Raw genomic sequence first — 20,652 nt, forward strand, 5'->3', positions numbered from 1 at the left:
ACTGGCAAAACTTAGCTCCAACTACCTTGCGACATAAGTCCCAACGTCTCAAGCTGTTGCCAGCCCATATACATAACTGACGCGTCGGTCCACAAATCAGGGCCGGTCATTAACTGTTCATAATATTGTCCATAAAGCGCGCTATTTTCGAAATGTTGCTTTCGATCCAGTTCTTCAGACGAGCGAATACCAATATCAGGCAAAAATTTGGTGTGTAATAATGCGCCAGTCAGCAAATCCTGTTCAGGCCAATCAAACACCCTGTTCAGCCTCCGCGGCAACATGTGATGCGTCGAAGTGACATAAACATTGCGCCAATGCCATTTCACGAGAGGTGTCTTGTTCAACGTGGGTGCGCGATCGGGTTGTTCTGAAAAGAACATCCGATCACGCACACCTCCCTGGATCCAATGGTTATCAAAAACGGCGTGGCGTTTGTGTCTGTAGCCATGACTGTCGAACCAAGGGATAACTGAAATTGGGTCATCGCCAGCCTTATATGAGGCGGAAATCGTGGGGCCCTTTGGGTACATGTCCAACATGACGGCACCGAACGCAGGGATGCTTTGTTCGTCCAAATGACGGGTCAATGCGTGTAGGTCCCGACTATCGCAATAGGGGTAGACCAACAATTCATCCGCATCCACCGTTAGGCACCAATGCCCATGCCCGAATTGCCATTGCAGCCAGCCCAGCCAATCCATCCCAAAACGAGACAGTTTGTAACTCGCATCTGCAACCCAAACAGAAACATCTGGTTGCGCAGCCAAATATTCTGCTGTGCCATCATCGCTCGCGTTATCAACAAACAGAAAATGCGCGACGCCTAACTTACGATAATATTCTAAAAAATGCGGCAATCGCAGCATTTCATTTCGTACCGTTGAAAACGCCAAGATAGCGTTAGGTGCGATCTGACTGGTCTTGTCAGCGACGCATTTAAGTTGTTTACGTTTGCGCCAAATCCGCAGCAATAACCGCCGCCGCTTCCAGCGCATCCGATAGTTCAACCATGCGTCGCCAATCATACCTTTCAAATTAGGCCTTTATCCAGCTAACGCTTTATCCACGTCCAAGCTTTTCAGAAAACCTGCCATTTCATCGCGCAATTCTGGTCGCTTCAACGCAAAGGAAACAGTAGCCTGCAAAAAGCCGGCCTTCGACCCGCAGTCAAAGCGTTCACCTTCGAACTTATAACCAAAGATATCGCGGCCTGCTGTTAGCTCATATGCAATCGCATCGGTCAGCTGAATTTCTCCGCCTGCGCCACGTTCGATATTTTTAAAGTTCTGCATAATTCTTGGCGTAAGAATATAACGACCAATCACAGCAAGGTTTGATGGCGCGGTTCCCGCAGCAGGCTTTTCAACCATGCCCTTCACTTTAACAACGGAACCGTCTTCGCTTAGCACGTCAAGCACACCGTAAGACGACGTTTGCTCCGGTGTCACTTCCATCGCGGCAACCATAGCGCCGCCAGTGTCTTGGTAGGCTTCGATCATTTGTTGAAGGCATGGCTTTTCAGATGCAATCAAATCATCCGGAAGAATAACCGCAAAAGGTTCATCCCCGATCAGCTTTCTTGCACATGAAACCGCATGTCCAAGCCCCAAGGCCTTATGTTGACGAATATACGCGATCGCACCGCTATCCATGTTGGTTGCTTTAAGCGTGTCTAACAAATCTGTCTTACCAGATTTACGCAGCGCACTTTCCAGCTCGGGCGAGTGATCGAAATAATCTTCAAGGGCCGATTTACCCCGAGAGGTTACAAAAATGAAATCCTCAATCCCTGCTGCGCGCGCTTCATCAATTGCGTATTGAATGAGCGGACGATCAACAAGCGTCATAATTTCCTTGGGAACAGATTTAGTCGCAGGAAGAAATCGGGTCCCTAAGCCTGCTACAGGAAAAATCGCTTTGGTTACTTTTCTTTTCATAACGGTCCCTTTTTACTAAAATTATTGATGGCAGCTTAGCGTGGGCAACTGAGGAACATAAGAGTAAAGCTCAAACGATCATAACCAATTCCTAAGCCTGCCCCATCTTGTTTAACATTCCCTCAATAAGCGGCACATCTTCTGGGTTGTTCAGCTCCCAAAACGCGCGACCTTTTCCATCGACTTCTACGCAAAGAACTGGGGTGCCCCGCTCAAGAAACCTAAGCTGCTCAAGACCTTCTAGTTGCTCTAGGGGCCCAGATGCCCACCCTGGATATGCTGCCAATGCCTGAGGTCGATACGCATAAACTCCAACGTGATGAAAGACCGGAGTTTCATCATCATCCGCAAAGTCTTTTCCCGTATAAGGGATCACTTCTTTTGAAAAATACAATGCATTGTGGTTGGTTCCGAATACTGCAGTTGTACCACCAACGCGCCCTGCACGGCGATCAGCTAAAAATCCGTTCAACGCGCCCCCCTCGGTACGCAGAACAGGCGTCGCCACATCCGCATCGGGTTGCGCACGCAGGCCCGCGACAAGGTCTTCGACAAACCATGCCGGGGTCAATGGTGCGTCGCCCTGCAAATTGACGACAATATCGTAATCTCCGTCAATGTTTTGGACAGCCTCTGCGCATCGCTCTGTACCATTTTGGCAGTCCACCGAAGTCATAACAACATCGGCGCCAAAACTACGCGCTGCGTCTGCGATCCGGTCGTCGTCGGTCGCTACGACAACACGATCGACGCCGTTCACCTGCATGGCCGCATCCCACGACCGACGGATAAGGCTTTTCGCCTCACCGTCAGCGCCGCGCAATTCAACAAGAGGCTTACCCGGATAACGTGTAGACGCGTAGCGCGCTGGAATAACAATTAATACAGGCATTAAGCTTTCTCCAACTTCACATCAGGTGAAAGCGCGATAAAGAAAGGGTTCGCAAATTCAGGCTTACCGTAGACCAACGGGGTATGATCATCGAACCGCACAACCTGCCCACCGGCGCCAGTAAGCACAGCGTGCCCTGCAGCCGTATCCCATTCCATCGTACGGCCAACCCGTGGGTACAGATCGGCCTCACCAGTCGCGACTAAACAAAACTTAAGCGACGACCCGGCGCTCTTCATGTCAGCTACATTATATTTACTGATGTAATCATCCGTCGCTTGATCACGATGAGATTTCGAAGCAACGACCAAAAGAGCGTCGTTATCAGGTACTGAAACCCGGATTGGTTTCGTATTCCCAATGACATCTTTTGCGAATTCTCCGGTTTCCTCGACGGCTGATCCATCTGCAGATGTATAAAACAGCCGATCCTTTGCAGGAGCATAAACAATGCCACGTACAGGAACGCCGTCGACAACATACGCAATATTCACCGTAAAGTCGCCTCTGCGCTTGATGAATTCTTTTGTACCGTCTAGCGGATCTACGATCAGGAACGTGCTGACAGATTGACCATGCGAAGCAGATTGTTCTTCGGTGACAAGCGGCACATCTGGAAAGGCCTCACGCAGCCCCGCACTAATAATCGCGTCCGCTGCTTCGTCTGCTGCGGTGACTGGACTTTCGTCGCTTTTTGCACGAACTTCAAAATCATCGGCTGCATAGATTTCCATAATCTTATCACCAGCTAACAACGCTAGCTCTCGCATTACTTTTGTCAGCTTATCGAAATCCATATGACGGGTCCTGTTTATTGAAAAGTTACGATATAGCCGTTATGAATGTTCATCGCCATTTGGGCAAGCTGATCCCGGGACATACGTGCCGGTTCAGGTAGGGACGCAGTGAAAGCATAATCATGTTTCAGACACGCCGAAATGCGAGCACAGCGGGAAGTCTCTTTAGCAATCTAGAGTTGATATACCACGTAACAGTAAGGGCTGTCCGTGGCGGTAATCGGAATGCTGTCGTAGGCTTAGTGATCACTGTTTTGCAAAGTATGGTCTTGGTCGCCGTGTTTCTGCTCATGTACATGGTGATCGGAATGCGCAGCTCTCCGATACGGGGCGACTTCCTGCTTTACATTATGTCCGGCGTTTTGCTGTTCCGAGCACATATTCAAACTGTAAAAGCCGTTCAAAGCGCGGGCGGCGCCCTTGCTCCAATGATGCTATACGCGCCGATGAATCCCATCGTTACGATGGCTTCGGCAGCGCTCGCGGAACTATATCAACAAATCTTATCCATCATTATTGTCCTGACAATTTATCACTGCGCGTTCACCCCAATCAGCATTGACGATCCGATAGGTGCATTGGGAATGCTTTTGCTAGCTTGGTTTTCAGGTATCGGCGTTGGGATTGTGTTTCTCGCGATTACGCCTTGGTTTCCGCGCACGATGGGTATCGTCGGGCAAATGTACCGCCGGCTCAACATGATTGCTTCGGGTAAAATGTTCTTGGTAAATTCACTACCGGCAAGCATGATCGCATTGTTTGACTGGAACCCGCTGTTTCATATCATCGACCAAAACAAAGGTTTTGTGTTCCTGCACTACAACCCACACTTCACGACTATTTCGTATCCACTTTACGTGTCGCTAACACTGCTTGTGATAGGTATGATGGGTATGTTTTTCACCAGACAACACGTATCCGCCAGCTGGAGCGCTGGGCGATAAGCCAAAGACCCGACTACATTAACTTTTCCGCGAAAAAATGCCTATTTTTTGCCTATTGAGTCCCCTTAGAGCGCTTGCAGCCACGTTTATGCATCCCTATATACGCCTAGATCATTTGTTTGGGGGCTTCCCCTGATCATAAGAACGTAACTGGCGCGGGTGCCGAAACGGGTTCGCGCTACTCAAACCGCCTAATGTAGAGGGATTTGAAATGGCCAAAGTTATTGGTATCGACCTAGGAACGACTAACTCTTGTATTGCCATCATGGATGGCTCTAAACCACGTGTGATTGAAAACGCAGAAGGTGCGCGCACAACGCCATCTATCGTCGCGTTCACCGACGACGAACGTCTTGTCGGTCAGCCGGCGAAACGCCAGGCGGTCACAAACCCAGAAAACACAATTTTTGCTGTTAAGCGTCTGATCGGTCGCCGTTTCGACGATACTGATCTGGCGAAAGAAAAGAAAAACATGCCGTTTGACATCGTCAACGGCGGCAACGGCGACGCATGGGTCGAGTCTAAGGGTGAGAAGTACTCCCCTAGCCAAATCTCTGCGTTCATCCTTGGTAAGATGAAAGAAACCGCCGAAAGCTACCTTGGCGAAGAAGTTTCCCAAGCCGTTATCACGGTTCCTGCATACTTTAACGATGCTCAGCGTCAGGCGACGAAAGACGCCGGTAAGATCGCTGGCCTCGAAGTACTGCGCATCATCAACGAGCCAACAGCGGCTGCGCTGGCATATGGCCTTGATAAAAAAGACACACAGACAATCGCGGTTTATGACCTTGGTGGCGGTACATTCGATGTAACCATCTTGGAAATCGACGACGGCCTGTTCGAAGTGAAATCTACCAACGGTGACACGTTCCTGGGTGGTGAAGACTTTGACATGCGCATCGTCAACTACCTCGCGGATGAATTCAAAAAAGAACACTCTGTCGATCTGACCAAAGATAAAATGGCGCTACAGCGTCTGAAAGAAGCTGCTGAAAAGGCGAAGATCGAACTGTCTTCTTCTTCCAGCACTGAAATCAACCAGCCGTTTATCTCTATGGGTTCAAATGGTCAGCCACTGCACATGGTCATGAAACTGACCCGCGCAAAGCTGGAATCGCTTGTACTTGACCTGATCAAAAACTCGATCAAGCCATGTAAAGACGCGATCAAAGATGCTGGCCTGTCAGTTGGCGATATCGACGAGGTTGTTCTTGTTGGTGGTATGACCCGCATGCCACGCGTAAAAGAAGAAGTCGGCAAATTCTTTGGCAAAGAGCCACATCAGGGTGTGAACCCGGATGAAGTTGTTGCGATGGGTGCTGCTATTCAGGCCGGCGTTCTGCAAGGTGACGTGAAAGACGTTGTTCTTTTGGACGTGACGCCACTGTCGCTGGGTATCGAAACACTGGGTGGCGTGTTCACTCGTTTGATTGACCGCAACACAACGATCCCAACGAAAAAGTCTCAGGTCTTCTCGACTGCCGAAGATAACCAGAACGCTGTGACACTGCGCGTGTTCCAAGGTGAGCGTGAGATGGCTGCCGACAACAAAATGTTGGGTCAGTTCAACCTCGAAGATATCCCACCAGCGCCACGCGGCCTGCCACAGATCGAAGTCACCTTTGACATTGATGCCAACGGTATCGTTGAAGTTGGCGCGAAAGACAAAGGCACCGGGAAAGAGCAGAAGATCACGATCCAAGCATCTGGCGGTCTGTCCGATGACGACATCGAAGCAATGGTCAAAGATGCCGAGGATAACGCCGAGGCTGATAAAGATCGTCGTGAACTGATCGAAGCGAAAAACCAAGCTGAAAGCCTGATCCACTCGACTGAAAAGTCTATGGAAGAGCATTCTGACAAGGTTGACCCAACAACGATCGAAGCGATCGAACTCGCAATTGCGGCACTTAAGGATGACCTTGAAGACGGCACCGCCGAGAAGATCAAATCCGGCATTCAGAACGTAACTGAATCCGCGATGAAGTTGGGTGAAGCCATCTACAAATCTGCTCAGGAAGAAGCTGGTGAAGCAGAACCCGAAGCACCAGCGGCCGATGACGACATCCTTGATGCCGATTTCGAAGATCTGGATGACAACAAGCGCGGCGAATAAGCCAGCGCGCGTTTAGGAAAATGGACCGGCCCAAATCCGGGTCGGTCTTTTCCATTCCCAAGGGGGAAATTTATCATGGCAAAACGTGACTATTATGAAGTGCTTGGTATCGCCAAAGGTGCCGACGCTGCTGCCATCAAGAAAGCCTATCGTCAAAAGGCGAAAGAGCTGCACCCTGACCGCAATGCCGACGATCCAACCGCCGAAGCAAAGTTCAAAGAAGCTAACGAAGCTTACGAAGTCCTAAAGGACGAGAACAAGAAAGCTGCTTATGACCGCTATGGCCATGCTGCGTTTGAAAATGGCATGGGTGGTGGCGGTCAACGTCCGGGTGGCGGCCAAGGTGATTTTGGCAGCGCATTCTCTGACGTGTTCGACGACTTATTTGGCGATTTCATGGGTGGTGGCCGCGGTGGCGGTGGTCGTCGTGGCGGCGCACAACGCGGTAATGACCTGCGCTACAATCTTCGGATTAATCTTGAAGATGCATTCGCTGGCCTAAAAAAGACGATCACTGTTCCGACTGCTGTTGGGTGTGATGCCTGTAACGGTACTGGCGCCGAAGGTGGTTCTGAACCTCAGACATGTCCGACTTGTGCTGGCATGGGCAAGGTCCGCGCGCAGCAGGGTTTCTTTACCGTCGAACGCACGTGCCCAACCTGTTCGGGCATGGGCCAGACGATCAAGAACCCATGCAAATCATGCCATGGCCAGGGCCGCATCGAGAAAGAGAAATCGCTTTCGGTCAACATCCCGGCCGGCGTTGAAACTGGCACACGTATTCGCCTTGCTGGCGAAGGCGAGGCCGGAATGCGTGGCGGTCCAACAGGTGATTTGTACATCTTTATCGAGGTGAACGACCACGCGCTGTTCGAACGCGAAGCAAGCAATCTTTTCTGTCGGGTCCCTGTCTCAATGGCGACTGCAGCGCTTGGTGGTGAAATCGAAGTACCGACCATCGACGGTGGCCGTAGCCGTGTGAAGGTGCCAGAAGGTTCACAATCTGGTCGTCAGATGCGGTTGCGTAGCAAAGGTATGCCAGCGCTTCGTGGTGGTGGCAGCGGCGATATGTTCATTGAACTGGCCGTTGAAACACCGGTGAAACTCACCGCGCGCCAGCGCGAAATCCTAAAAGAGTTCGACGAACTTAGCGAAGACAACAACCCACAAGGGTCCAGCTTCTTTAAGTCTGTCAAAAATTTTTGGGATTCGATGAAAGGCTAGATATTTGGCCCCGATAGCTATCGTCGGGGCCAAATTCACCGTTCATTAACTGATTATGGCAGACACTTGGGGCATGTCCCATTTTGCCGAATCCCGTTCCCTATTTTCCGAAATCGACGAAGTCGTCGAGCCTGTGCCTGTTCCATCTGGCAGAACACCGTCTTACATGCGCGACCACAGAAAACGATTGCGTGAACGGTTTTTGACGGGCGGGGCAACTGCGGTGCCCGACTATGAACTTCTCGAACTCATCCTGTTCCGCGCAATCCCGCGGCAGGATGTGAAACCACTTGCCCATGACTTGATCAAAACCTTCGGTGACTTCAACCGGGTTCTTTCGGCTCCTTTACATCAACTGCAACAAATCAAAGGTGTTGGTGACGCTGTCGCGCTAGAAATCAAAATCATAGAGGCAGCCGCACATCGCCTTGCTCGTGCCAAGGTTATGCAAAGGCATGTCGTGTCGAGTTGGGACGCCTTGCTAGATTATTGCCACACCACCATGGCCCACCGAGATACCGAACAGTTTCGGATTCTATTTTTGGATACTAAAAACACTGTTATTGCCGATGAAGAACAGGCGAAGGGCACAGTGGATCACGTGCCCGTTTACCCGCGCGAGGTGGTCAAACGCGCACTAGAGCTAAATGCCGCAGCTTTGATTTTAGTACACAATCACCCATCAGGCGACCCCACGCCGTCACAGGCTGATATTGAAATGACTGGAAAAATTAACGCAGCTGCCAAAGCCTTGGGTATCACTGTCCACGACCACCTAATAATTGGTAAATCTTGTGAGGTTAGCTTTAGAGCCGCGGGGCTATTTGGTGATAACTATTAACGAAGACCGCCGGTAACCGGTCTAAGAACGTCAGGCAATACAATAAACTGCCCCACGTTGTCACAGGATGGCGCCTTGATTGACACGTCTATAGGCGCATTTACCTGACCCGAAATTACTTGGATAATCTGAACATTCAACGCAACCCCGCACAGTTCATCAGTTACCATGACCCCAACAGGCATCATAACCGCCATATCAGGGCGCACCAAACGCGCAGGATAGGTGTAAACCTCTGCCTGATAAGGGATGTCTGCGTACCGCGTTCCATATCGGCTAACAAATCCATGCTGCCCTAAAATCGCAAAGTTTGGCGTGTGAACAGAGCCAGTCCAGATGTGGCCGACCTCACCAAAGCTGGCACCATCCTCAAGCACATGAAGTTGGAGATTAGCAAATCCGCGCCATTGCAGGATCGTGCGATCATATTGGGGAACTTCGGGTGCATAAAGAGCAACGTGCGCCTGTTCAACATTATTGATAAGTAATGAAATTTTCGCATCTACGGATAGTACAGGCAGCGATACAATGGCCCGACCGTCAGCATTAGTGCGGTTCGAAAAACGCAAACCGCTATGAATAAGTGTGAATTCTGTTCGCTTGTGACAGGGCGCATTGACCGTCAGTCGGGCCATCGCTGCAGGCGCAGCCTGTGCTGACAGCGACACTTTGCACGCATCATCAATCACACGCGTTGCGGAAATCATGCTCAGCTCTGGCAGCCGTTCTTCGGTGTATTCCTGATTGACCAGCGCAACTGTTTGAACATCGGAAATGTGTTCTGTGAACCGATGAGGGTTTTCAGCCACTCCAAAAACAGAATGCGCTTTCCTATTTGTCACAACCGTAACGGGGCGCGGCACCGTCAGCGGCTCTCCAGTGTTAGCAACGGGTGCTTCCCCGTATTGCACAAAGAATCCAATTCCCAACGCAACTACGAAGGTCCGTAGGACCGTCTTTATCGTTGACATGCGGGGCATTGAAACTTCCGATAACTAATCACTCTGCAAGCACAATAGCAGCACTTAGCAAAGTGATTAAGAAATAATTCAAGCAATACGCCCGTGGCAATGTTTGAACTTCTTGCCAGACCCACAAGGGCAGTCGTCGTTACGCGATGGGTTACCCCATGTTGTGGGATCCTTTTCGTCAAACCCTTCGCGTACTTGTCCAGCGACTGCTGCAGCGGCTTGTTGCGCTGCCATGGCCTGTTGCTGCTGGCGTGCCTGCGCCACCATTTCTTCTTGTTCTTCTTTCGACATAGGACGAATACGAGACAGCTGTTTGGTCACGTCAGTGCGCAGTCCGTCAAGCAAGCTTTCGAACAATTGGAAGCCTTCGGTTTTATATTCGTTCAATGGATCACGTTGCGCGTAGCCACGGAAACCCACGACAGACCGCAGGTGGTTCAAAGTGAGCAGATGCTCGCGCCACTTACCGTCGATAGTTTGCAGCAAGAACTGCTTTTCAACGCGGCGCATGGTGTCGGCACCGAATGCGTCGGTCTTTTCACCCATGTATTTGTCGCAGGCGTCTTCGAGCCGTTCAATAATGTCGCCATCATCAACGCCTTCTTCCGCAGCCCATTCAACAATCGGCAACTCAAGCCCAAGGTTTTCTTTTACTGCCTCGGCTAGACCCGCAGCATCCCATTGATCGGCATAGCTTTTGGGGGGAATGTAATCAGTTACCAAGTCGTCGATCACTTGGTCGCGCATATCTTTGACGATTTCGGAAAGGTCAGTTGCTTCCATGATTTCGCGGCGTTGTGAAAAGATCACCTTGCGTTGATCGTTCATCACATCGTCGTATTTCAACAACTGCTTACGGGTGTCAAAGTTACGTGCTTCGACTTTAGCTTGCGCACGTTCGAGCGACTTGTTCACCCAAGGGTGAACGATTGCTTCGCCGTCTTTCATACCCAACCCAGACAGCACCTTATCAAGCCGTTCTGATCCGAAAATTCGCATCAAATCATCTTCGAGCGATAGGAAGAACGACGAACGGCCCGGGTCGCCTTGTCGGCCGGAGCGACCACGTAGCTGGTTATCAATACGGCGGCTTTCGTGACGTTCAGTAGCCAGAACAAATAGACCACCGGCGTCTTTTACGGCCTGCTCATCGGTATAATGTGCAGCTTCAATCTCTGCTCGGATTGTCGCGTGGTCACCATCGGGGTTTGCCTCAATGGCCTCCATGATCGAAAACTCGACGTTACCGCCCAGCTTAATATCTGTGCCGCGACCAGCCATGTTAGTTGCGATTGTCACAGCGTTCAGACGGCCCGCGTCAGCAACAATTTGAGCTTCTTGTTCGTGCTGGCGCGCGTTGAGAACGTTAAATTTAATCCCTTCAGCCTGAAGTAGACGCGCAAGGTGCTCTGACTTTTCGATAGAGGTTGTACCAACAAGGATCGGTTGCCCCGTCGCGTGGGCCTCTTTGATCTCTTTGACGACGCCTTCGAATTTTTCTTTGGCGGTGCGGTAAACCTGATCGTGGTCATCGACACGCGCGATTGGACGGTTGGTTGGAACTTCGACAACACCCAGGCCATAGATTTCCATGAATTCTTCGGCTTCGGTGGTCGCAGTACCTGTCATTCCGCCCAGTTTTTCATAAAGCCGGAAGTAGTTTTGGAATGTAACAGACGCGAGCGTCACGTTTTCGGGCTTGATCGCGACGTTTTCTTTGGCTTCGATCGCCTGATGCAGACCATCGGACAGACGACGACCGTCCATCATACGACCGGTGAATTCATCAATCAGAACAACCTGATCATTGCGCACGATATAGTTGTCGTCTTTGACAAACAGCTTATGTGCCTTCAGCGCTTGGTTCACGTGATGAACCAATGTCGCGCTTTCAGGATCGTACAGCGTCTGACCTTCGGGCAGCAGGCCCAGTTCTGTTAGCCGAGCCTCGAGGAAATCATTGCCTTCCTCAGTAAATGTCGCCTGCTTTGTTTTTTCATCCAGCGTAAAGTGCGCGTCCTGAACTTCAGGGATCACCTTATCAATGGTCGCATACATTTCGCTGCGATCTTCGGCCGGGCCAGAGATAATCAGCGGTGTCCGCGCTTCGTCGATCAGAATGCTGTCAACCTCATCCACAATCGCGAAATTGTGAGGGCGCTGGTACATCTGAGACAGCTCGGACTTCATGTTATCACGCAGATAATCAAAGCCCAGCTCATTGTTCGTGGCGTAGGTCACGTCACATGCGTAGGCTTCTTTCTTTTCTGCATCTGGCTGGTTTGGAACCACAACACCCGTCGTCAGACCTAGGGCAGTGTAAACGCGGCTCATCCATTCCGCATCGCGACTGGCAAGATAATCGTTCACCGTAACGATATGTACACCTTTACCTGTCAGTGCATTCAAATAGGCCGGGAAAGTCGCAACAAGCGTCTTACCCTCACCGGTTTTCATCTCTGAAATATTGCCTTGGTGCAGAAAGATGCCGCCCATCAGCTGTGTATCAAACGCCCGCAGGCCAAGGGAACGCTTGGCGGCCTCGCGACAGTTGGCAAATGCTTCTGGCAAAAGCGCATCAAGGGTTTCACCACCCATCGCACGTTTGGCAAGCTCTTCCGTCTTTGCCTTAATGCCTTCGTCAGAAAGCGCCTCAAATTCGGGCTCTAGCGCGTTGATCTTTCCGACCAGTGGACGGACAGCTTTTACTTTGCGGTCGTTCGGTGTGCCAAACACCTTTTTGGCAATCGTTCCGATACCCAGCATATTCACTCCGGCGGCGCATCCGCGCCTGTCTGACATCAATTTGAGACGAGGTCGCTTGTAGGCCCGTGATTGGCCACATACAAAGGGCCGAGACCAGCCCCGTCGAGGCATCTTAGGGATGTAAGGGGCCGGATATGCAGTGTCAACGCCACGCGCCCGCGTGGGTCATTAAGGGATCGATTTATGCTGAAACATGTTACATTTTTGGGTGCATCTGCACTGACATTATCTTTGTCTAGCGCCGCCTTCGCCCAAGACGACGTAACAGCCGGTACAGTCATTGCAACTGTCGGCGAAACTGAAATCACTCTGGGCGAATTGTTGATCGCGCGCACCCAGCTGCCCGAACAATACGCAACGCTTCCTAACGAAATGCTGTTCGAAGGTCTTGTGGATCAGTTGGTGCAACAGCAGCTTCTTGCAGATGCCATCGAAGACGTCCCAGCGCGGGTTACTTATTCTTTGCAAAACGAAGAACGCACTCTTCTCGCTGGTGAAGTTATCACGAACATCGCCGAAAACTCTGTCACGCCGGAAATGATCCAGGCCGCCTATGACGAACGCTTTGCCGATGCCGAAGAAGTACCCGAATTTCACGGCGCGCATCTGCTAACGGAAACACAAGAAGAAGCCGCAGCAGCAAAAACACGCATCGACGAAGGTGAAGAATTCGCTGACGTTGCACGCGATGTTTCAACCGGTCCTACGGGTCCAAACGGCGGTGATCTGGGCTGGTTTGGTCCGGGCGCAATGGTTCCAGAATTCGAAACAGCCATTAGCAACCTCGAAGTTGGTAGCGTTTCCGAGCCATTCGAAACCCAGTTTGGCTGGCATGTCGCGACGCTTCTCGAACAACGTGTGCAGGCTCTGCCAACGTTGGAAGAAATGACGCCACAGTTAACTAACGAATTGCAAGAAGCTGCTATTACAGCCTATCTGGACGAACTGACTGCGGGTCAGGATATCGTTAAACCCGAAGCTGACCAATTCGATCCAGAAATCATCGGCCGCTTCGAATTGCTGGACTAAACACATGGCTGTTTCACCACTTGCACCTGAACGGTTTCCGGAACTTCCGGAAATCGATGGCGTTACCTTTGCATCTGCGGCTGCGGGGGTGCGCTATGCGGGCCGAACGGATGTAATGCTTGCTTGTTTGACTGCTGGGTCAGCCGTTGCGGGCGTGTTCACGCGGTCGGCTACGCGATCAGCAAACGTACTTGATTGCCAAGCCAAGCTAGGCAGCGACCCGTCGGGTCGCGCGGCAATCATCGTGAACTCTGGCAATTCTAACGCATTCACCGGCAAGCACGGTGATGGCAGTGTTGCTGCGATCTGTGCCGCCGTGGCGGATGAACTAGAGATCGACACACGCCGGGTATTCACCGCATCGACCGGTGTTATCGGCGAACGGCTGCCCGACGAACGGATCACAGCGAAAGTCGGTGAATTGGTTGCAAACCAAAGCCCGGCTAAGATCGAAGAAGCCGCGCGTGCGATCATGACCACAGACACTTTCCCCAAAGGTGCCACCGCGACAGTAATGGTCGATGGAAAACCCGTTAAGATCGCAGGTATCGCTAAGGGTTCAGGAATGATCGCGCCGGATATGGCGACAATGCTTGTCTACATCTTTACGGATGCCAAGATCAGCCAAACCGACCTGCAAAAGATCATTAGCACGCAAAACGACAAGACGTTCAACTGTATCACAGTTGATAGCGATACATCGACGTCAGACAGTCTTGTCGCTGCTGCGACTGGTGCATCGGGAGTTGATGTCACCGGAAATGGCGCATTCGTCGATGCGATGCATAGCGTTATGTTGGATCTGGCCCATCAGGTCGTCCGCGACGGTGAAGGCGCGACCAAATTCGTAACAGTTGATGTGACACGCGCTGCTGATGATGCGGACGCGCGCAAGGTTGCGATGGCAATCGCCAACTCTCCGCTCGTGAAAACTGCGGTCGCTGGCGAAGATGCTAACTGGGGTCGGATTGTCATGGCTGTTGGCAAATCTGGTGCAGCAGCCGATCGTGATCTGCTGAGCATTCGGTTTGGTGATATCCTTGTCGCAGAAAATGGCTGGCGCGCACCCGACTATTCTGAAGAAGTCGCAAGCGCCTACATGAAGAACCAAGAACTAACGATCAGTGTTGATCTGGGGTTAGGTTCTGGGAATTCCACGGTTTGGACCTGCGATTTGACACATGGTTACATCGACATCAACGCGGATTACCGGTCTTGAAGACTGTTCTCGTTTCCGCTGTCGCACTGATTGATCCTGACGGGCGCGTGCTGTTGGCACAGCGCCCCGAGGGTAAATCCATGGCAGGCCTATGGGAATTTCCCGGCGGTAAGATCGAGGCTGGGGAAACACCCGAGGCCGCGCTCATCCGTGAACTCCAAGAGGAGTTGGGCATCGACACCTGGGCGTCATGCCTAGCCCCGCTTACTTTCGCAAGCCACAGCTATGATGATTTTCACCTGCTCATGCCGCTGTTTGCCTGCCGTAAATGGGAAGGCACACCACAAGCACGCGAAGGTCAAACGCTGAAATGGGCGCGCCCAAATGAACTGCGCGACTATCCTATGCCTGCCGCAGATATTCCGCTGATACCGATCCTGCGCGATTGGCTATAAATTCAAACTGTTAAATAAAAAACAAAGGGCGGCCCAATTCGGACCGCCCTTTTTTATTTCTATGAAACGCCCTGTTACAGGTTACGTTCGACCTCTTCACGCTCGAAGATTTCTATCACGTCATCTGGGCGGATATCGTCGTAGTTTTCGAACGCCATACCGCATTCTTGACCAGACTGAACTTCTGCAACTTCGTCTTTAAAGCGCTTCAGCGTCTTCAGCGTGCCTTCGTGGATAACCACGTTATCACGAAGCAGGCGTACGCCAGCAGAACGACGCGCCACGCCTTCGGTGACGATACAACCAGCAACCTTGCCGACGTTGGACACCTTGAAGACTTCTTTGATCGAAGCGTAACCGATGAATTTCTCGCGAATTTCAGCGGACAGCAGGCCAGATGCCGCTTTCTTCACGTCGTCTACAAGATCGTAGATGACTGAATAGTAGCGAATTTCGATGCCCTTTTGGTTGGCAGTATTACGTGCCGACGCATTGGCACGGACGTTAAAGCCAAATACTGGTGCGCCAGACGCTTCGGCGAGACCGATATCTGTTTCAGTGATCGCACCAACGCCGGAATGCAGAACGCGGACGCGGACTTCATCGTTACCGATTTTTTCCATCGCCTGAACGATCGCTTCGGCAGAACCTTGGACGTCGGCCTTCACAACAATCGGCAACTCGCTGACGTTTTCGTCGGCTTTGGCGTTTGCCATAAGCTGCTCAAGCGTCGTAGCGGCACCAGCGGCTGCACGTTTTTCTTTGGCCACTTTTTCACGGTATTCCGCAATTTCACGTGCCTGCGCATCAGTGTCGACAACGTTAAGAACATCACCGGCTTCTGGTGTACCATTCAGGCCAAGCACCTCAACAGGAACCGCAGGGCCAGCTTCTGTTACACGTTCACCTTTGTCGTTAATCAACGCACGTACTTTACCGTACTGCTCACCCACAACAAAGATATCACCTTGGCGCAGCGTACCGTTCTGAACCAGAACAGTCGCAACAGGACCACGGCCCACGTCAAGTTGAGCTTCGATCACAGCACCTTCTGCAGAGCGATCTGGGTTCGCCTTCAGTTCCAAGATTTCCGCCTGAAGCGCAATCGCTTCGAGCAATGTATCAAGCCCCTGACCCGTCATTGCTGAGACTTCAACATCCTGCACATCGCCGGACATCTTTTCTACGATAACCTCGTGCTGCAACAGATCGGTGCGCACTTTGTCAGCATTTGCGGCAGGCTTATCAATCTTGTTGATCGCGACGATCATTGGGACCTTAGCGGCCTTAGCGTGGTTAATCGCTTCGATGGTTTGCGGCATTACCGCATCATCAGCAGCAACGACCAGAACAACAATATCTGTCACCTGAGCACCGCGCGAACGCATCGATGTAAAGGCCGCGTGACCCGGTGTGTCAAGGAATGACAGAACAGCGCCGCTGTCTGTTGTAACCTGATAAGCACCAATGTGCTGTGTGATCCCGCCAGCTTCGCCAGCGACCACTTTCGCGTTACGGATCGCATCAAGAAGCGACGTCTTACCGTGGTCAACGTGACCCATGATCGTGATGATCGGCGGGCGTGATTGCAGATCTTTAGGATCGTCTTCGATTTTCGTGATCACGTCTTCAACGTCAGCGTCAGAAACACGGACCACTTTGTGGCCGAATTCTTCGATGATCAATTCAGCGGTATCAGCGTCGATTGTTTGGTTTTGCGTCGCCATAATGCCGTTTGTCATCAATGCCTTGACGACATCAGCAACACGTTCGGACATACGGTTTGCCAATTCAGAAACGGTGATCGCTTCTGGCAGGGCAACGTCGCGGAATACCTTTTCACGCTCGGCAGAAACACCCATCGCCTTGGCGCGGGCGCGGTCTTGCTTGCGCTTCATTGCAGCCATAGAACGCTGACGACCACCTTCGCGGCCTGCCGTTGCGTTGTTCAACGTCAGTTTGCCGGAACGGCGGCCATCGTTGGCGCCACCGCGGCCTGGCTTTGCTTTTGTTGCTTTATCACGGCCAGAAGGATCACGGTCTGTTTTACGTGGCGCAGAAGATGGGCGCGTAACCGCTGTTTCACCAGGAACTGCCGCCGCGTCAGGTGCGGCTGGCGCAGGTGCAGCGGCTTTCGCCTTCGCTTTTGCAGCTTCTACGCGCTTACGCTCTTCTTCTTCGGCTTTCGCCTTTGCGCGTTCTTCACGGGCGCGATCTTCAGCTTCTTTTGCTTCGATCTCTGCACGGCGTGCTTCACGCTCTGCTGCACGGGCCTTTTCTTCGGCTTCGCGCTTTGCTTGTTCTTCGGCTTCGCGGGCTTTCGCCATCGCAAGCGCCTTCATCCGGCGTTCCAGCTCGACATCCGAAATGCCTGCGGGCCGTTTTGAAGGGTCGCCACCAATCGGGCCTGAACCACCAGATGGTTTGGCCGTGCCGGGCTTTGGCACCACAACGCGTTTACGTTTGGTTTCCACCACGACGTTCTTGGTCCGCCCATGGCTAAAGCTTTGCTTCACGTTGCTTGGACGCGAACCACCGAGACCGAGTGTCTTTTTACCGTCGTTATCGCTCATTTAGCTTCTTTATCCTTCCCGGAGGCCGTATCGCCACCGTCCACTTCGCGCAAGCCACGTAGCTTTGTGGCTTCGTCTACAACACGATTGCTGAGTCCGCCAGTCGCAAGCGCGCCATGTATCACACTTTGCCGCCCAAAAGCCAAACCCAATTCTTCAGCAGTAAAACAGCCAAAATATCGGGCACCTTCGGGCGTCCACAATTTCGCCTTGCCGCGTTCGGACCCATCAGAGGCCTGAACCAAGACGCGGACCCGCTCGCCACCGGCGAGCCAACCCTTTACCTTTTCAAATCCACAAACCGCACGCCCCGCTTTACGGGCCATTGCGATCATATCTACCGTATGACGCGCAAGCTGACGTTCAACTTCATCCGCCAAACCGTCGGGCACGGTGACCGGCTGTTTGGCAGAACGGGAAAATTGCCCCCTTGTCGCCGCTTCCAATGCTTCACGCGTTGAAGACACATACATGCCGCGGCCGGGCAATTTCCCCAACACGTCAGGATAAACTTGGTTGTCAGGGCCCACAACGAACCGGATGAGCCCAGCTTTTGGCTGCGCCTCTCCGGTGACGATGCACTTACGTGTCGCCTCGTCGTCTTTTAGTTTGTTGTGGCCACCACGCGCCATATATTATCCCCTTAAAAGGCCTAAATTTAGGCCTCTTCTTCCTCTGTCAGTTCGTCTTCATCGTCTGTGTCCGCTTCGAGTTCAGCCGGATCAACCCAACCCAACATTACACGCGCAGTCATGACCATATTCTGCGCCTCTTCCAAGGACACATCGAATGGTTCTAGAACGCCGTCGTCTTTGGACCGCTCACCATCAACAATGGTCCAACCACCGGCCAGTTCCCAGTCAGCGCAGGTTGCAAAGTCTTCCAACGTCTTAACGCCATCTTTACCCAATGCCTCAAGCATTTGCGGGGTCAGGCCTTCAAAGCTTGCGAGGCTATCTTCCACACCCAACTCACGGGCAGCATCCATAGCTTTCTTGGCTTTTGCTTCCAAAAACTCTCGAGCACGGGTTTGCAATTCGCTTGCTGTATCTTCGTCAACGCCTTCGATGACTGTTAATTCATCAACTTCAACGTATGCGACTTCTTCAAGGTTGGTGAACCCTTCTGATACGAGTAGTTGGGCAAAGAACTCGTCCAGATCAAGTGCATCCATGAACAATTTCGTCCGCAGTTCAAATTCAGCCTGACGACGCTTAGATTCTTCTTCTTCGGTCAGAATGTCGATATCCAAACCAGTCAGTTGCGAAGCAAGGCGCACGTTTTGACCACGACGACCAATGGCCAGTGACAATTGTTCATCAGGAACAACAACTTCGATTTTGCCAGCTTCTTCGTCCAAAACAACTTTGGACACTTCGGCAGGCTGAAGCGCATTCACAAGGAACGTTGGCATATCTTCATTCCAAGGAATGATGTCAATTTTTTCGCCCTGCAGTTCGTTTACAACGGCCTGAACACGGCTACCACGCATACCAACACAGGCACCGACGGGATCGATCGAGTTGTCGTAAGAAATTACAGCGATCTTAGCGCGTGAACCTGGGTCACGTGCGACGGCTTTGATATCAATCACGCCTTCGTAGATTTCAGGGACTTCCATTTTGAACAGTTCAGCCATGAATTCTGGCGCTGTGCGAGAAAGGAAAATCTGAGGACCGCGCTGTTCGCGACGTACTTCTTTAATAAAGCAACGGATACGATCGTTCGGGCGGTATGCCTCGCGGCCGATTTTTTCGTTACGGCGCAGGACAGCTTCGCCAGCACCCACATCAACGATAACATTGCCGTATTCTTCGCGCTTAACCAGCGCGTTGATGATTGTACCGGCCTTATCTTTGAATTCTTCGTATTGCTTGTCACGCTCAGCTTCGCGGACCTTCTGCAAGATAACCTGTTTCGCAGATTGTGCAGCGATACGACCAAGTTCAACGGGGGGAACTTCCTCGATGAACTGCTGACCCACTTCGGGGTTTTCCATGTATTCTTTGGCTTGCTCTACCGTGAATTCGGACTGGTAGTTTTCCAGTTCTTCGTCTTCGACGACGGTGCGTACACGTGTGAACGTCGCCTTACCTGTCTTGCGGTCGATGGAAACACGAATGTCCATTTCAGCGCCGTAACGGGATTTAGCAGCCCGAGCGAGCGATTCTTCCATCGCTTCGACAACCAAGCCGGCTTCGATGTTCTTTTCGCGCGCGACGGCTTCGGCCGTTTGCAAAAGTTCCAGCTGGTTCGCGGAAGTATATGCCATCAGGTGTTCTCCTCACCGTCGATTATGGTTTCAATCTCATCAAATTGGGCCTCATCAATCTGGCCCGCATCTTTGCGTCCGCGCAGCACGTCGCGGATCAATTCATCTGTCAGCACCAATTTGGCGTCTGACAGCCATTCAAATTTCAGACCAATCGTTCCCTCTGGGATCGTGATCAGGATTTCGTCGCCATCAGTCCCAGCCAACGCACCTTTAAAGCGACGACGACCGTCGATCAGCTCATCGGTTTCGATCTTGGCTTCAAAGCCTTCCCACTGGTCAAAGTCTTTTAGGCGGGTCAGCGGACGGTCGATACCCGGGCTGGACACCTCAAGGTTATATACATCAACAATCGGGTCTTCGACATCCAACACCGCGCTAAGCGCTGTGGACACGTGCCCGCAATCGTCGACTTCCATCGTGCCATCAGGTTTTTGCACCATGATCTGCAAAATACTTTCCTTGCCGGTCATCAGACGAACCCGCACAACTTCGAACCCCATGCCTTCGACGACAGGGGTAATAATTTCAGCGATACGGCGGTCGATGGCCGCTTTAGCGATCAGGTCGTTCATATCTCTCTCAAGCACAAAAAAACGGGCGCGCGGCCCGTTGATATTTCCCGGTGGAGCCGTTGGTTTTGGAAGCCAAGGCGCCGCTATTGCCGATCATA

At 51.9% G+C, this 20,652-nt stretch carries 17 protein-coding genes; 7 read left to right on the forward strand and 10 right to left on the reverse strand.

Going from position 1 to position 20,652, the window contains the following annotated elements:
* Positions 1–11 precede the first annotated feature (11 nt).
* The 4 genes from CYQ09_RS17045 to cysQ form a co-directional block, all read right to left on the reverse strand.
* Complete coding sequence (locus CYQ09_RS17045; protein WP_239495995.1) at positions 12–1,028, reverse strand: glycosyltransferase family 2 protein; 1,017 nt, start codon at positions 1,026–1,028, stop codon at positions 12–14.
* Between the two features lie 18 nt (positions 1,029–1,046).
* Entirely contained in the window at positions 1,047–1,940 is an 894-nt protein-coding gene (gene galU, locus CYQ09_RS17050) for a UTP--glucose-1-phosphate uridylyltransferase GalU (RefSeq protein ID WP_106746602.1), read from the reverse strand.
* A 91-nt stretch (positions 1,941–2,031) separates the two neighbouring features.
* Positions 2,032–2,832, reverse strand: a complete 801-nt coding sequence (locus CYQ09_RS17055; protein WP_106746603.1) for a 3-deoxy-manno-octulosonate cytidylyltransferase — start codon at positions 2,830–2,832, stop codon at positions 2,032–2,034.
* Positions 2,832–3,629 (reverse strand): 3'(2'),5'-bisphosphate nucleotidase CysQ, encoded by a 798-nt coding sequence (gene cysQ, locus CYQ09_RS17060; protein ID WP_106746604.1) that lies wholly within the window; start codon positions 3,627–3,629, stop codon positions 2,832–2,834. Before cysQ ends, CYQ09_RS17055 begins: the two co-directional genes overlap by 1 nt.
* A gap of 122 nt (positions 3,630–3,751) precedes the next feature.
* Here cysQ and CYQ09_RS17065 point away from each other — a divergent pair, with 122 nt between their 5' ends.
* The 4 genes from CYQ09_RS17065 to radC all read left to right on the forward strand — a co-directional run bounded on the left by CYQ09_RS17065 (position 3,752) and on the right by radC (position 8,754).
* Positions 3,752–4,573 (forward strand): ABC transporter permease, encoded by an 822-nt coding sequence (locus CYQ09_RS17065; protein ID WP_106746605.1) that lies wholly within the window; start codon positions 3,752–3,754, stop codon positions 4,571–4,573.
* Between the two features lie 211 nt (positions 4,574–4,784).
* Complete coding sequence (gene dnaK / locus CYQ09_RS17070) at positions 4,785–6,689, forward strand: molecular chaperone DnaK (RefSeq protein ID WP_106746606.1); 1,905 nt, start codon at positions 4,785–4,787, stop codon at positions 6,687–6,689.
* Between the two features lie 75 nt (positions 6,690–6,764).
* Positions 6,765–7,913 (forward strand): molecular chaperone DnaJ, encoded by a 1,149-nt coding sequence (gene dnaJ, locus CYQ09_RS17075; protein WP_106746607.1) that lies wholly within the window; start codon positions 6,765–6,767, stop codon positions 7,911–7,913.
* Positions 7,914–7,986: 73 nt separating this feature from the next.
* Positions 7,987–8,754 (forward strand): RadC family protein, encoded by a 768-nt coding sequence (radC, locus tag CYQ09_RS17080; protein ID WP_106746696.1) that lies wholly within the window; start codon positions 7,987–7,989, stop codon positions 8,752–8,754.
* On the opposite strand, the gene CYQ09_RS17085 is transcribed toward radC, so the two are convergent.
* Together CYQ09_RS17085 and secA are read right to left on the reverse strand one after the other, a co-directional pair.
* Positions 8,751–9,734 (reverse strand): hypothetical protein, encoded by a 984-nt coding sequence (locus CYQ09_RS17085; protein WP_106746608.1) that lies wholly within the window; start codon positions 9,732–9,734, stop codon positions 8,751–8,753. The genes radC and CYQ09_RS17085 overlap by 4 nt on opposite strands.
* Before the next feature lie 69 nt (positions 9,735–9,803).
* Positions 9,804–12,491: a preprotein translocase subunit SecA gene (secA, locus tag CYQ09_RS17090; protein WP_106746697.1), complete on the reverse strand. Its 2,688-nt coding sequence runs from the start codon at positions 12,489–12,491 to the stop codon at positions 9,804–9,806.
* A 183-nt stretch (positions 12,492–12,674) separates the two neighbouring features.
* On the opposite strand from secA, the gene CYQ09_RS17095 reads away from it, so the two are divergent.
* From CYQ09_RS17095 to mutT, 3 genes are read left to right on the forward strand one after another with little or no spacing between them, the layout of a single operon-like run.
* Positions 12,675–13,520 carry a peptidylprolyl isomerase gene (locus tag CYQ09_RS17095; protein ID WP_106746609.1) on the forward strand — a complete coding sequence of 282 codons (846 nt, stop codon included), beginning with the start codon at positions 12,675–12,677 and terminating at the stop codon, positions 13,518–13,520.
* Positions 13,521–13,524: 4 nt separating this feature from the next.
* Positions 13,525–14,739 (forward strand): bifunctional glutamate N-acetyltransferase/amino-acid acetyltransferase ArgJ, encoded by a 1,215-nt coding sequence (gene argJ, locus CYQ09_RS17100; protein WP_106746610.1) that lies wholly within the window; start codon positions 13,525–13,527, stop codon positions 14,737–14,739.
* On the forward strand, positions 14,736–15,134 hold the full coding sequence (gene mutT / locus CYQ09_RS17105; RefSeq protein WP_106746611.1) for an 8-oxo-dGTP diphosphatase MutT: 399 nt from the start codon (positions 14,736–14,738) through the stop codon (positions 15,132–15,134). The genes argJ and mutT overlap by 4 nt, the downstream gene beginning before the upstream one ends.
* 74 nt (positions 15,135–15,208) lie before the next feature.
* On the opposite strand, the gene infB is transcribed toward mutT, so the two are convergent.
* From infB to rimP, 4 genes are read right to left on the reverse strand one after another with little or no spacing between them, the layout of a single operon-like run.
* Positions 15,209–17,707: a translation initiation factor IF-2 gene (gene infB, locus CYQ09_RS17110; RefSeq protein WP_106746612.1), complete on the reverse strand. Its 2,499-nt coding sequence runs from the start codon at positions 17,705–17,707 to the stop codon at positions 15,209–15,211.
* Positions 17,704–18,339 (reverse strand): RNA-binding protein, encoded by a 636-nt coding sequence (locus CYQ09_RS17115; protein ID WP_106746613.1) that lies wholly within the window; start codon positions 18,337–18,339, stop codon positions 17,704–17,706. Before CYQ09_RS17115 ends, infB begins: the two co-directional genes overlap by 4 nt.
* 26 nt (positions 18,340–18,365) lie before the next feature.
* Complete coding sequence (gene nusA, locus CYQ09_RS17120) at positions 18,366–19,979, reverse strand: transcription termination factor NusA (protein ID WP_106746614.1); 1,614 nt, start codon at positions 19,977–19,979, stop codon at positions 18,366–18,368.
* Positions 19,979–20,554, reverse strand: coding sequence for a ribosome maturation factor RimP (gene rimP / locus CYQ09_RS17125; protein ID WP_106746615.1), 576 nt, complete (start codon positions 20,552–20,554; stop codon positions 19,979–19,981). Before rimP ends, nusA begins: the two co-directional genes overlap by 1 nt.
* Between the last annotated feature and the right edge of the window lie 98 nt (positions 20,555–20,652).

The organism is Yoonia maritima (genome assembly GCF_002933395.1).
Lineage (GTDB): Bacteria > Pseudomonadota > Alphaproteobacteria > Rhodobacterales > Rhodobacteraceae > Yoonia > Yoonia maritima_A.